The sequence below is a fragment of the Bradyrhizobium sp. CCBAU 45394 genome, assembly GCF_028128655.1.
Classification (GTDB): domain Bacteria; phylum Pseudomonadota; class Alphaproteobacteria; order Rhizobiales; family Xanthobacteraceae; genus Bradyrhizobium; species Bradyrhizobium diazoefficiens.
On record NZ_LBIX01000012.1, the window covers coordinates 179,038 to 191,298 of the forward strand.

Consider the following 12,261-nt stretch of genomic DNA (forward strand, 5'->3'; position numbering starts at 1 on the left):
TTGAACGGAAGAGATTTCGCATGAACCTGTCTCCCCGCGAAAAGGACAAGCTTCTGATCTCGATGGCCGCCATCGTGGCGCGCCGCAGGCTGGACCGCGGCGTCAAGCTCAACCATCCCGAGGCGATCGCGATCATCTCCGATTTCATCCTCGAAGGTGCGCGCGACGGCCGTACCGTGGCCGAGCTGATGCAATCCGGCGCGCAGGTGCTGACCCGCGACCAGGTGATGCCGGGCATCCCCGAAATGATCCACGACATCCAGGTCGAGGCGACGTTTCCGGACGGCACCAAGCTCGTCACCGTGCACGAGCCGATCAGGTGATTTGAATTCGTCATTCCGGGGCGCGCGCAGGGCGAACCCGGAATCCAGAGATTGTTGATCGAGATTCCGGGTTCTCGTTCCGCGAGCCCCGGAATGACGGAGGAAGACAGAGATGATCCCCGGTGAACTCTTCATTCAGGACGGCGAGATCGAGCTCAATGCCGGCCGCAAGACCGTGACGCTGACGGTCGCCAACACCGGCGACCGCCCTATCCAGGTCGGCTCGCACTACCATTTCTTCGAGACCAACCCGGCCTTGAAATTCGAGCGCAAGAAGGCCCGCGGCATGCGCCTCGACATCGCCGCCGGCACCGCCGTCCGCTTCGAACCCGGCCAGACCCGCGACGTCCAGCTCGTCGCGCTCGCCGGCAAGAAGACCATCTACGGCTTCCGTGGCGACGTGATGGGGAAGCTGTGAGGCATGCTTTCCGCCGTCCGCCTCATCTCTGAAGCCGCTGACCTGGCCGCGCGCCGGCACAACGGCATGGCGCGCAAGGGGCGGGGGAACGAGCCTTACGTCAATCACCTTGCCGAGGTCGCGAACCTGCTCGCGAGGGCGACCGATGGCGCCGATGCGGAGCTGGTCGCGGCCGGCTGGCTGCATGATACGATCGAGGACACCGAGACCACGCGTGAAGAGCTCGCGCAGAAATTCTCCGAACGTATCGCATCTCTCGTCGTCGAGTGCACCGATGACATGAACCTGCCGAAAGCCGAGCGGCGCCGGCGGCAGGTGGTCGATGCGCCGAAGAAATCTGCGGGCGCAAAACTGATCAAGATCGCCGACAAGATCAGCAATGTCGGCGCACGCATTCATTCCGATCCGACCGCCGAAGAGCGTGACGATCTCGTCGACTATACCGGCTGGGCCGAGCAGGTGGTCGCCGGTTGTCGCGGCGGCAATCCGTGGCTCGATCAGAAATTCGACGACGCAGTGCGTACGGCGAGAGCTTCGCTGTGAGCACCATCAAGACATTCAAACGCAAACGGGGCCTGTGATGTCCGTCAAGATCAAACGTTCCGTCTATGCCGACATGTTCGGCCCGACCACTGGCGACAAGGTGCGGCTGGCCGACACCGATCTCATCATCGAGGTCGAGAAGGATTTCACCGTCTATGGCGAGGAGGTGAAGTTCGGCGGCGGCAAGGTGATCCGCGACGGCATGGGGCAGTCGCAGGTGACCAACAAGCAGGGCGCGGCCGACACCGTCATCACCAATGCGCTGATCGTGGACCACTGGGGCATCGTGAAGGCCGACGTCGCGATCAAGGACGGCATGATCTCCGCGATCGGCAAGGCCGGCAACCCCGACATCCAGCCGGGCGTCACCATCATCATCGGCCCCGGCACCGACGTGATCGCGGGCGAAGGCAAGATCCTCACCGCCGGCGGTTTCGACAGCCACATCCATTTCATCTGCCCGCAGCAGATCGAGCACGCGCTGATGAGCGGCGTCACCTCGATGCTGGGCGGCGGCACCGGTCCCTCGCACGGCACCTTTGCGACGACCTGCACGCCGGGCCCGTGGCACATGGGGCGGATGATCCAGTCGTTCGACGCCTTCCCGGTCAATCTCGGCATTTCCGGCAAGGGCAATGCCTCGCGTCCCGCGCCGCTGGTCGAGATGATCAAGGGCGGCGCCTGCGCGCTGAAGCTGCACGAGGATTGGGGCACCACGCCGGCCGCGATCGACAACTGCCTCTCGGTGGCCGACGATTACGACATCCAGGTCATGATCCACACCGACACGCTGAACGAATCCGGCTTCGTCGAGGATACGATCAAGGCGTTCAAGGGCCGCACCATCCACGCCTTCCACACCGAGGGTGCCGGCGGCGGTCACGCCCCCGACATCATCAAGGTCGCAGGGCTGAAGAACGTGCTGCCGTCATCGACCAATCCGACGCGCCCCTTCACCCGCAACACCATCGACGAGCATCTCGACATGCTGATGGTGTGCCACCACCTCGATCCCTCGATTGCGGAAGATCTTGCGTTCGCCGAAAGCCGTATCCGCAAGGAGACCATCGCGGCCGAGGACATCCTGCACGATCTCGGCGCGCTCTCGATGATGTCCTCGGACTCCCAGGCCATGGGCCGCCTCGGCGAAGTCATCATCCGGACCTGGCAGACCGCCGACAAGATGAAGAAGCAGCGCGGATCGCTGCCGCAGGACAAGGGCAAGGACAACGACAATTTCCGCGTCAAGCGCTACATCGCCAAATACACGATCAACCCCGCGATCGCGCATGGCGTGTCGAAGCTGATCGGATCGGTGGAGAAGGGCAAGCTTGCCGATCTCGTGCTGTGGTCGCCGGCCTTCTTCGGCGTCAAGCCGGACTGCATCGTCAAGGGCGGCACGATCGTCGCCGCGCCCATGGGCGATCCCAACGCCTCGATCCCGACGCCGCAGCCGGTGCACTACCAGCCGATGTTCGGCGCCTTCGGCAAGGCGCGCACGGCGTCTTCCGTGGTGTTCACCTCCAAGGCCGCGATTACCGGTGGGCTGGCGCGCAAGCTCGGTATCGAGAAGAAGCTCTATGCCGTCCAGAACACCCGCGGCAGGATCTCCAAGAAGAGCATGATCCACAACGACGCAACGCCCGATATCGAGGTCGATCCGGAGACCTATGAGGTCCGCGCCGACGGCGAGCTCCTGACCTGCGCGCCCGCCGAAGTGCTGCCGATGGCGCAGCGATATTTCATGTACTGAAATAGCGCCCCGGTCCCCGGAGCCTGTCCGGGGACGGTTTTACGGTGTTGCGTTCGATCCCGCCTGGTCTAATGTCCCGCCCGGTATCTTGAACCCAGAAGAAAAGCCGGGAGGATTTCTCGTGATTTACGTCGTTGCCACCTTGACCATCAAGCCCGAGACGCGCGCCGAATTCATTGCAGGCGCCACCGCCTGCATCAAGGAGACGCGGAAAGAGCCCGGCAATATCGCCTATGATATGCATGAAAGCGTCACCGATCCGACCAAGATGGTGTTCGTCGAGCAGTGGGAGAGCGCCGAGGCGCTGGTGCCGCATCGCGCCATGGAGCACATGAAGACGTTCGGCCGCATTGCGGTGAAATGCTTCATGGCGCCGCCGAAGGTCGAAATCATTACGCCCGAGAAGGTCGAGACACGGTAACAGGGTAGAAGCCAATGATCCGGGCGACGCAGGTTAGGGGACAGCACCGCTTCACCGAAGCACCAGCGGACACGGTCGTGCTCGATTTCGACGATCGGCACCGCCGCCGCATGGCGATGACGGGGACGCGGGGGCTCGAATTCCTGCTCGACCTGGAGAACGTCGTTGCACTGCGCGGCGGCGACGCGCTGGTGCTGGAGGACGGCCGGCTGGTCGAAGTGGTTGCGGCGCCCGAGCCGCTGCTCGAGATCCGCGGCCGCGATCCGCACCACCTCATCCGGGTCGGCTGGCACCTCGGCAACCGTCATCTGCCGACGCAGATCATGGCCAAGGCCCTGCGCATCCGCCGCGACCACGTCATCGAGGCCATGGTGAAGGGCCTCGGCGCGCGTGTCGTCGAGATCGAGGCGCCATTCGATCCTGAAGGTGGCGCCTATGCCGACGCCGGTCATGCGCATGGGCACGATGACCATGCGCATCATGATCACGGCCATCACCACCACGATCATGGCGACGATCATCATGATCACCACGGAAACGATCATCATGGCCATGATCATCACGGCCACGACCACCATGATCATGCCGCGCATGACCATGGGCACGATCATCATCATCACGACGAGCATTGCGACCATCCCGACCACCACCACGGCCACAAGCATGCTCATGACCACAAATGAGCCGGTCAATGCCGGTGACCTCGCCGCGCGCGAGGCGGCGGCGCTGTACCGGCTGATGACCTGGCTGTCGCCGGCGTTTCCCGTCGGCGGCTTCTCCTATTCCAGCGGGATCGAATGGGCTGTCGAGGCGGGCGATATCACCGACACGGCGACGCTCGCCGACTGGCTCGATGCGATGCTCGGCGACGGTTCGGGCTTCTGCGATGCGACGTTCCTGGTCCAGGCCTATCGCGCCACTGAGGCGGGCGAGGAGACCTCCTTGCGCGACATCGCTGAGCTCGCGAGCGCCTTCGTGCCCTCGCGCGAGCGGCAGCTTGAGACGACGTCGCAGGGCCGCGCCTTCATCGACATCGCCCGCGCCGCGTGGGATGCGGAGGGGCTGGACGCCATGGTTGCGGCATGCCGCACGCCATTGGTCTATCCCGTCGCGGTCGGTGTGGTCGCCGCGATGCACGGCGTGCCGTTGGCGCCGACGCTGCACGCCTTCCTGCACGCTGTGGTCTCGAACTGGATTTCCGCGGCCAGCCGCCTCATTCCGCTCGGCCAGACCGACAGCCAGCGCGTGCTGGTGCGGCTGGAAGCTGCCGTTGCCGCGACCGCCAACCGTGCGCTGAGCGCGACGCTGGACGATCTCGGCAGCGCGACATTCCGCGCCGATCTCGCCAGCCTGCGGCACGAGACGCAATATACGCGGCTGTTTCGGTCGTGAGCGCGTTGCATCACATTCTGCCGTCGTCCTCGCGAAAGCTAGGACCCATTACCACGAATGCCTGTGGTCATGGAGGGATGTGGCCTCAGTCCGCCGCGACAATGAACTTCGGTGGTAATGGGTCCTGGCTTTCGCCAGGACGACGATAGGAAAGAGTCAATGGCTACGTCTCACGGCCCCCTGCGTGTCGGCGTCGGCGGTCCGGTCGGATCGGGCAAGACCGCGCTGATGGATCTGCTCTGCAAGACCATGCGCGAGCGCTACGACATCGCGGCGATCACCAACGACATCTACACCAAATGGGATGCCGAATTCCTGGTGCGCTCGGGCTCGCTGACGCCGGATCGCATTGCCGGTGTCGAGACCGGCGGCTGCCCGCATACCGCGATCCGCGAAGATGCCTCGATGAACCTCGCGGCGGTCGCGGACATGCGCGCGAAATTCCCCGGCCTCGACCTCGTGCTGATCGAATCCGGCGGCGACAATCTCGCTGCCACTTTTTCCCCGGAGCTTGCCGACCTCACCATCTACGTCATCGACGTGGCGGCGGGCGACAAGATCCCGTCCAAGGGCGGCCCCGGCATCACCCGCTCCGACCTCCTGGTCATCAACAAGATCGATCTTGCGCCCCATGTCGGCGCCTCCCTGGAGAAGATGGAGACGGACGCCAGGCGCATGCGCGGCACGCGCCCCTTTGTCATGACCAACCTGAAGAAGAGCGAGGGGCTCGACCGCATCGTGGGCTTCATCGAGGCCAAAGGCGGCCTGAAACGGGCCGGCTGACGGACGCGACGACTTGGCACAGGCGTTTTCCGCCGTTAACGCCTGAGGCAGGACCGTATCCGCGGAACAAATTTCGGACACGGCGATTAATTACCTCCGGTACCCGGGGCAAATTCATTCCGGCCGGACGACCGGCCGGGCGGATTAAGCTTCTCAGGCGACCCAAGTTGCGTACTGATGCCTCCTCCTTCATTATCTCCGCCATCGGGGTTCATCCTGTTTCGGCACATGGCCGTTCGAGCTGCGTTCATATGCTCCGTGTTTATTGCCGACCTCCTGCTTCCGTCTGAGTAGTCGCGTGGTCCGGCTGGGTTTCATCATCGGCTTCATCGCTCTGCTCGGAGCCATGCTTTCCGGGCTTGCGGCCTATCGCGTCCACGACCAGGAGCTGGCGCTGGACCGGATCGCGCTCGCACGTGCGATCGACGTCCATGCGAGCCTGGTGCAGGACCGGCTGACCGAGCGCGAGCTGCTCGCGCGTGTCGCCTCAGGCCTGTTCCGCGCGCCATCGGTACTCAAGCCCAACATGCTGGAGCCGCTGCGCTCGGCGATCTACGCCTTCAAGACCGATTTCGTGGTGGCCGGCTGGGTCGCCCGGCTCCAGCCGAACGAGCTTGCTGCGGCGCAGGCCGCGATCGCGGCCGCCGGCTTCCCGAAGCCGCAGATCCGCGACTACGGCGACAAGCCGATCGATCCCGCAAGCCTCACCCAGCCGATCGACGTGCTGATGGATCTCGAGCCGCGCAGCGATGAGACCAAGGGGTTGCCCGGCCGCAGCTATGACCGGGACCCGGTGCGCAGCGCGATGCTCGCCCGGGCCAGGATCGAGAAGAGGTCGGTCGCCTCCGACCCGGTGCCGCTCCTGCGCAACAACGGGCCGGTCGGCGTCATCGTCGCGGCCCCCGTCATTCCCGAAGGCGCGACCGAGCCCGTCGGCTTCATCACATTCTCCTATGAGCTGGCATCACTGATGCTGACCAACGACGACATGTCGTTGTTCGCGGTCGCGCTCAAGGACCCGCGCAAGGACGGCGGCGAGCTCGTCGCCAACGACCAGGGTATCGTCTCCACGCGCATGACGGCGGCGGACGGGCCGGCGCCATCGGCGACGCGCACCGTGAGCTTCGGCGGCCGCGACTGGCAGCTCGGCTATTACGCAAAGACCAACTCGGCGCGACGCGCCGAGCAGACCGCGATCATCGTGGCGGCGATCGGCTTTGCGATCACCGCGATGGTGTGCGGCCTGTTTGGCTATGTCGCCTACAACAATCTGCGGCTCAGCCGGGAGATCCAGGTGCGGATCGGCTTCGAGCGCCGCCTGACCGCCGTCATCGACGAGCTCAACCACCGGGTCAAGAACATCCTGGCGGTGATCCAGTCGATCGTGACGCGCACGCTGCGCCACGGCGCGGACATCGACGTCGCGCGCGAGCTGCTGATCGGCCGCATCCACGCCATGTCCAACGTGGTCTCGCTGCTCAGCGAGAGCCAGTGGCAGGGCGTCAAGTTGAAGGGCCTGTTCGAGGCGCGCGCCATTCCGCATGCGGACCGCATCGCCGTCACCGGTCCCGACATCGCGGTGAGCGCGCGTGCGGCGCAGAGCCTGTCACTTCTGTTCTTCGAGCTCGCCTCGCATTCGGACGAAGGCCTGTCGCTGGTCGGCAAGCATCCGCACATCACCGCCAACTGGACGGTGACGGGCGAGGGGACCGACGAGGTCTTCCATTTCCGCTGGGAGGAGTTCAACACCAGCGAGGCGACGCGCCGTCCCGATTCCGATTTCGGCCTGATCCTGCTCGACCGCGTCGCGCCCGAAGCGCTCGGCGGCACCGCCAAGCGCTACTTTACCGACGTCTCCTATGTCTACGAGCTGATTGCTCCGATGGAGACGGTCGTCGACATGAGCGAGCGCGACCGCACGGACAAGCTCTCGGCCCCGGTGAGGCCTGTGCGATAAACCTCGCGCGCTTCAGCTCGAGGTCGGTCGAGCCGCGATTGCGGTCATCTCGAGCTTGACGCCTGAACCGAGATCGGCCACGCTGACGACGGCGCGTGCCGGCAGATGGGCTTCGGCAAAGTGCGCTTTCCAGGCCGCATTGAACGCAGCCTTCTCGCCGAGATTCGTAACGAAGACGGTCACCTGCAATACGTTGGCCAGGTCGGATCCAAGAGTCTTCAGCAGACGCGACAATTGGCCAAGCACGTCGTTTGCCTGACCTGACATGTCGAGGCTCGTGTCCTCGGCGACGATTCCGCCGATGTAAAGCACGCCTCCATGCTCGACCACTTCGTGGAGCAATCCTTCGTATGGCAAGATGCGTTTGATCATGATGAGACTGATGCTCCTGTGGGGAAAGACGTGAGATGTCCGCGCGTTCTAATCACCAAGGCGTAGAACTTGAGTCGGGGACGGACGGCGGGCATTTTCAGCGCCTGATCTAGCCCTTCGGCCGCAGCACGAGGTCGACCAGATTGCGCGCGTAAGCCGGCGTGATCGGCGCGATGCCGAAGACGTAGCGATAGAACAGGCCGCCATAGATCGCGTCGTAGAGGTCCTCGGGCGCCCCCTCGGCCAGGACGCTGCCGTCCTTCTGGCCTGCGGCGATCATCTCCACCAGCGCGTCGCGGCGGAATTGCAGGTAGCGTGCGTAGAACAGCTCCGCCGAGCCGGTCTTGGAGATGCATTCGGAGATGACGGCGAGCTGCACCTTGCCGAACTCGCCCTGGAGCGCCTCGGCATAGGCCGCGGCATGGCGGCGTGCGCGTGCCGCGGGCGTGCCGGAGCTCACCGGGGGCAGCGGCAGCATCTGCGCGGCATGGTGGAGAAAGGCGTCGATCAGCAGCGCCTCGCGCGACGGCCACCATTTGTAGATCGTCATCTTGGAGACGCTGGAGTGGCGCGCGACCGCGTCGATGGTGGTGGCGGCAAGGCCGGTCGCGGCCATCAGCGCATAGGCGCTTTCGAGGATGGCGTTGGTGGTCTCGATCGACCGCGGCCGGCCGCGCCGGGGCGCGCTGTCAGCCTCTTCACCCCCGCCTTTCGCCATCGCCACGCCCGGTCTCCTCACGCAGAGTCCCTCCGCATAGCGCAGCCACAGGTCTCGGCCTAGCAGAATCGCACGATTATGTTGTCAGGTCTGCTGCCGCAAGGCCGCAGGCAGGTCCTGCCGCTTCGACCAGGTGATGTAATAGGCGACCGCGGTCATCGCGGCGAAGCCAACGATGCTCACCGCGACCTGCATCGCCACCAGGTTCGGCCCGGTGATCAGGATGAGATGGCCGGCGAAGGAGAGGAACACCGCGACGCAGAACACCGCGAGCCATTCCTCGCCGCATATGATCACCGCCTGAAGCGGCCGCCATTTCAGGCCGGGATGATCGGCCGGAATGAGATGGGTTGCGATGAACGCGAGCGCGAGGAAGTGGACCACGCGATAGGGCGCGAGGTTTTCCTTGTCGGTCGGCGCGATGCTGTTGAGCAGCAGGTCCGGCAAATAGGCGGACAGTGCCGGCGAGTGGCGCATCAGGGTGACGGCCATCGCGAAGACGAGATAGGCGCCCGCGAGGATCCGCAACCAGGACATTCCGTGGAGCGCACGGCCGGGTGCGCCAGTCACGGCGAACCAGCCGCCCAGCACCATCAGCATCTGCCAGCACAGCGGATTGAAGGTCCACTCCTGGTCCGGATAGACCCGGAAATTCCAGTCGAACCAGCGCGCCGCGACGTACAGCGCGACCGATGCCGCCAGCGTCAGGTTCGGTCCTCGCAGCAGCCCCCACAGCACCAGCGGAAAGAACGCCATCAGCGGGATCATCAGTTGCAGCAGGTCGAGGTTCAGCGGCTCTTCCTGGAGCACCAGGCCGCGGACCAGGATTCGCAGAGGGTGCTCGAGAATGCCCGAGATGTTGTATTCGTGGATGATCTCCGGCGCCATCGATTGCGAGGCGACGTAGGCGATGGTGTCGATATAGATCACGAACAGCACGACATAGGCGGCGTAGAGCCGCCAGACGCGGCGAAAGATGCGTGTCGCCGCGACGACGTAGCCGCGCTCCAGCGCCATCCTGCCGTGGATGATGGCGACGCCATAGCCCACCACGAACACGAACAGGTCGGCGGCGCCGCTGAAGCCGAAATTGCGCAGCGTCAGCAGGTTGACGACGTTGTTCGGGATGTGGTCGACGAACACCGACCAGTTGGCGATGCCGAGCGTCAAATACAGCCTGGCGTCGTGATGGAATGCGGCGAGGTTCGCCTTGACGGACGGTTTCATGAGTAAAATAGCTTTGGGAATCAGGTGATGCTTTTACCGGCAACCGCCTGCCTATCCGAGTAGCGTTTGCGTGAGGAGGGCCGGTTTGTCCCGACTGGCGAAAAATTACGCAGGGCGCGCCGGTGCGCTCGCGTGTCCGCCCTTGACCCGCCTGGCACGCAATTTTTGCAAAGACGATCTGCTTCGCAGCAGCTCGCGCTTCCGAAGCCGGCGACCTCTGGCGGTGTGAGATTCGCAGTCCGCGCGCCCGGACCGTTACTCGGCAGGTTCAGCCGATGCCTCGTCGGAGACGCTGGTCCTACTCGCCATGATTCCGAGTGCGACGCCGGCGATCGCCAGGATCGGCAACAGTCGCCTGACCCCGATGGCGCGAACGATCTGGAGTCCCGTGGCGAGCAGCATGGGATCGGCCAGCATGCTCGCGGCCGCCGACTTCGCGGCGCGCTCGGCCGCGATTTGGGCGCGCTTCTGCACCTCGCGCTTGTAGCCCCAATAGGTGCCCGCGGCGGTGAGCGTCAGCAGGAAGAAGATGCCGGCGCCGGCGAGGCAGGCCTGCACCGGGCCGTACTTATCCAGCACCGAGATGAACGCGGCCGCGCAAAGAAAGCACGTCGTGATGAAGAGCGCGAATGCGGCGGCTGCGGCGAGCGATGTCAGACGGACCGTCGTCCCGGTCGAGGCGCTGATGCCGTCGATAATGCGCTGAAACATGCCCTTGCTCCTCAATCCCCCCACAAGCCTGAGGCGGCGGCCGCGCCGCCGCGATCCCAGGGTCCGTCCCGCGCTTTACCGGCGCCAGGCGGCGCCGATCAGGAAGCCGATGCCGAGCGCGATACCGACGGTCGCGAGCGGCCGCGCGGTGATGGCGTCTTCCAGCGTCTCCTCGATCGAGCCATAGGCATCCTGCGCCGCGCCCATCATCGCGCTGCTGCGCTCGGACATGTCGTCGAGTGTCGAATCCATGTTCTCGCGCGCTTGCTTGTAGCCGCGCCGGGCCTGCTTTCCGGCCGAATTGGCGAAGGTATTGAGCGCGTCGGTTATCTGGTCGGTGAGGGCGGCGATATCGTTTTTCACGGCTGCTACATCCTTCTCGAGGCGTTCTGCGGTGGCTTTGTCGATCCAGTCTCTCATCCTGGTTTCGCCGTCGGCTATTGACATCGCAAACTCCGAACTGTTGGCGGTGAGATGGGCGGAAAACGTTTCGTCGTGACGGAAGTTCCGTTCGTGGGAGCCCGTCACGCCTGTGGGAGCTGCGGCGAATTCTCCGGCAACAGATGCTCCTTAAGGATGAGTCCCACGATCAGGAGCGGCGACGACAGAAACGCGCCCATTGGTCCCCACAGCCAGGTCCAGAAGGCCAGCGCGATGAAGACGGCGAGTGCGTTCAGCGACAACCTGCGACCGATGATGGTCGGCGTGACGAAGTGTCCCTCCAGGAAGGTGATGCCGCCGAAGGCGAGCCCCGCCATCAGTCCGCCGCCCAGCGTCGGGAAGGCGACGAGCCCCACCACGATCAGGACGATGAACATCGCGATCGGTCCTATGATCGGGATGAAGTTGAGCGCCGCCGCGAGTGCGCCAAGCCCGGCCGGATTTGGCATGCCGGTGATCGCGCAGATAATGCCGGTCGCGACGCCCACGCCGATATTGATGACGGTGACGGTCAACAGGTAGTTGCCGAGGTGAACCTCGATCTCGTTGAGAATCCGCAGCGTGCGCAGCCGCGCGTCGCGGTCGCCGAAATTCATGATCAGCGCCCGCCGCAGGTCGCGCCAGCTCGCGATGAACAGGATCAGGGTGGCGAAGAACAGCAGGAATTCGGCGAAGGTGGGCGAGAGGAATTCCAGCGTCGGCTGGACCCATTCGGCCTTCGGCAGCGGCAGGCTTGGCAGCCCCTCTGAGCCGCCGACCATGGTTTGCAGCTCCTTCCACAGCGCCAGCGGCCGGTCGAAAACGTGCAGCTTCTCCTTCAACTGCGCGCCCAGCTCCGGCAGGCGCGAGCTCCATTCCATTGCGGGCACGGCAATCAGCGCGACGACGAAGGCGACCACCGTCGTCACCGCGGTCACGATCAGCACGGCGCCAAGCGCGCGCGGCACGCCCCGCCGTTCCAGAAAGCTTGCGGCCGGCGAGAGCATGGTACCGGCGACAACAGCCATCACCACCGGAAGGAAGAACGCCTTGGCGAAATACAGCACCCCGATCACGGCGATCAGGAGCAGGCCGGCGAGGGCGTAGGCGACGAACTCGGTGCGGCGAATGACCGGCGGCAGCTCGCTATGGCTGTCGGGGAGTGGGGCGCCTTCGCCGTTGCCGGAAATCAGACGTTCACTGGGAAGGACGCGCACAATTTC

Annotated in this window: 15 protein-coding genes; 9 read left to right on the plus strand and 6 right to left on the minus strand. The window is 64.6% G+C overall.

Going from position 1 to position 12,261, the window contains the following annotated elements:
- Positions 1-20: 20 nt before the first annotated feature.
- From WN73_RS08015 to WN73_RS08055, 9 genes are all read left to right on the plus strand, one after another.
- Positions 21-323, plus strand: coding sequence for an urease subunit gamma (locus WN73_RS08015; RefSeq protein ID WP_007605424.1), 303 nt, complete (start codon positions 21-23; stop codon positions 321-323).
- Positions 324-435: 112 nt separating this feature from the next.
- Positions 436-741, plus strand: coding sequence for an urease subunit beta (locus WN73_RS08020; protein ID WP_011084271.1), 306 nt, complete (start codon positions 436-438; stop codon positions 739-741).
- Between the two features lie 3 nt (positions 742-744).
- Positions 745-1,284 carry an HD domain-containing protein gene (locus WN73_RS08025; RefSeq protein ID WP_028173495.1) on the plus strand — a complete coding sequence of 180 codons (540 nt, stop codon included), beginning with the start codon at positions 745-747 and terminating at the stop codon, positions 1,282-1,284.
- Between the two features lie 37 nt (positions 1,285-1,321).
- On the plus strand, positions 1,322-3,037 hold the full coding sequence (ureC, locus tag WN73_RS08030) for an urease subunit alpha (protein WP_028173494.1): 1,716 nt from the start codon (positions 1,322-1,324) through the stop codon (positions 3,035-3,037).
- A gap of 121 nt (positions 3,038-3,158) precedes the next feature.
- Positions 3,159-3,458 carry a putative quinol monooxygenase gene (locus WN73_RS08035; protein ID WP_011084274.1) on the plus strand — a complete coding sequence of 100 codons (300 nt, stop codon included), beginning with the start codon at positions 3,159-3,161 and terminating at the stop codon, positions 3,456-3,458.
- Positions 3,459-3,472: 14 nt separating this feature from the next.
- Complete coding sequence (locus WN73_RS08040; protein WP_028173493.1) at positions 3,473-4,141, plus strand: urease accessory protein UreE; 669 nt, start codon at positions 3,473-3,475, stop codon at positions 4,139-4,141.
- Positions 4,122-4,850 (plus strand): urease accessory protein UreF, encoded by a 729-nt coding sequence (locus WN73_RS08045; RefSeq protein ID WP_074076579.1) that lies wholly within the window; start codon positions 4,122-4,124, stop codon positions 4,848-4,850. Before WN73_RS08040 ends, WN73_RS08045 begins: the two co-directional genes overlap by 20 nt.
- A 159-nt stretch (positions 4,851-5,009) precedes the next feature.
- A complete protein-coding gene (ureG, locus tag WN73_RS08050) occupies positions 5,010-5,633 on the plus strand; it encodes an urease accessory protein UreG (protein ID WP_028173491.1) in 624 nt (207 codons plus the stop codon).
- A 298-nt stretch (positions 5,634-5,931) separates the two neighbouring features.
- A complete protein-coding gene (locus WN73_RS08055; RefSeq protein WP_028173490.1) occupies positions 5,932-7,590 on the plus strand; it encodes a CHASE domain-containing protein in 1,659 nt (552 codons plus the stop codon).
- Between the two features lie 12 nt (positions 7,591-7,602).
- Here the strand turns inward: WN73_RS08055 and WN73_RS08060 are convergent, their stop codons facing one another.
- The 6 genes from WN73_RS08060 to WN73_RS08085 all read right to left on the minus strand — a co-directional run bounded on the left by WN73_RS08060 (position 7,603) and on the right by WN73_RS08085 (position 12,255).
- Positions 7,603-7,962: a RidA family protein gene (locus tag WN73_RS08060; protein ID WP_049832489.1), complete on the minus strand. Its 360-nt coding sequence runs from the start codon at positions 7,960-7,962 to the stop codon at positions 7,603-7,605.
- Positions 7,963-8,071: 109 nt separating this feature from the next.
- Complete coding sequence (locus WN73_RS08065) at positions 8,072-8,680, minus strand: TetR/AcrR family transcriptional regulator (protein ID WP_039186837.1); 609 nt, start codon at positions 8,678-8,680, stop codon at positions 8,072-8,074.
- Positions 8,681-8,764: 84 nt separating this feature from the next.
- Positions 8,765-9,907, minus strand: coding sequence for an OpgC domain-containing protein (locus tag WN73_RS08070; protein ID WP_028173487.1), 1,143 nt, complete (start codon positions 9,905-9,907; stop codon positions 8,765-8,767).
- Between the two features lie 255 nt (positions 9,908-10,162).
- Positions 10,163-10,618 (minus strand): hypothetical protein, encoded by a 456-nt coding sequence (locus WN73_RS08075; protein ID WP_028173486.1) that lies wholly within the window; start codon positions 10,616-10,618, stop codon positions 10,163-10,165.
- 75 nt (positions 10,619-10,693) lie between these two features.
- Positions 10,694-11,065: a DUF883 family protein gene (locus tag WN73_RS08080; protein ID WP_028173485.1), complete on the minus strand. Its 372-nt coding sequence runs from the start codon at positions 11,063-11,065 to the stop codon at positions 10,694-10,696.
- A gap of 77 nt (positions 11,066-11,142) precedes the next feature.
- Positions 11,143-12,255, minus strand: a complete 1,113-nt coding sequence (locus WN73_RS08085; protein WP_028173484.1) for an AI-2E family transporter — start codon at positions 12,253-12,255, stop codon at positions 11,143-11,145.
- Between the last annotated feature and the right edge of the window lie 6 nt (positions 12,256-12,261).

Bases quoted from the DNA above. Each gene is read 5' to 3' on its own strand.
- WN73_RS08015 (WP_007605424.1), top strand. From the start codon at position 21: ATGAACCTGTCTCCCCGCGAAAAGGACAAGCTTCTGATCTCGATGGCC.
- WN73_RS08020 (WP_011084271.1), top strand. From the start codon at position 436: ATGATCCCCGGTGAACTCTTCATTCAGGACGGCGAGATCGAGCTCAAT.
- WN73_RS08025 (WP_028173495.1), top strand. From the start codon at position 745: ATGCTTTCCGCCGTCCGCCTCATCTCTGAAGCCGCTGACCTGGCCGCG.
- ureC (WP_028173494.1), top strand. From the start codon at position 1,322: ATGTCCGTCAAGATCAAACGTTCCGTCTATGCCGACATGTTCGGCCCG.
- WN73_RS08040 (WP_028173493.1), top strand. From the start codon at position 3,473: ATGATCCGGGCGACGCAGGTTAGGGGACAGCACCGCTTCACCGAAGCA.
- WN73_RS08045 (WP_074076579.1), top strand. From the start codon at position 4,122: ATGCTCATGACCACAAATGAGCCGGTCAATGCCGGTGACCTCGCCGCG.
- ureG (WP_028173491.1), top strand. From the start codon at position 5,010: ATGGCTACGTCTCACGGCCCCCTGCGTGTCGGCGTCGGCGGTCCGGTC.
- WN73_RS08060 (WP_049832489.1), bottom strand. From the start codon at position 7,962: ATGATCAAACGCATCTTGCCATACGAAGGATTGCTCCACGAAGTGGTC.
- WN73_RS08065 (WP_039186837.1), bottom strand. From the start codon at position 8,680: ATGGCGAAAGGCGGGGGTGAAGAGGCTGACAGCGCGCCCCGGCGCGGC.
- WN73_RS08070 (WP_028173487.1), bottom strand. From the start codon at position 9,907: ATGAAACCGTCCGTCAAGGCGAACCTCGCCGCATTCCATCACGACGCC.
- WN73_RS08075 (WP_028173486.1), bottom strand. From the start codon at position 10,618: ATGTTTCAGCGCATTATCGACGGCATCAGCGCCTCGACCGGGACGACG.
- WN73_RS08080 (WP_028173485.1), bottom strand. From the start codon at position 11,065: ATGTCAATAGCCGACGGCGAAACCAGGATGAGAGACTGGATCGACAAA.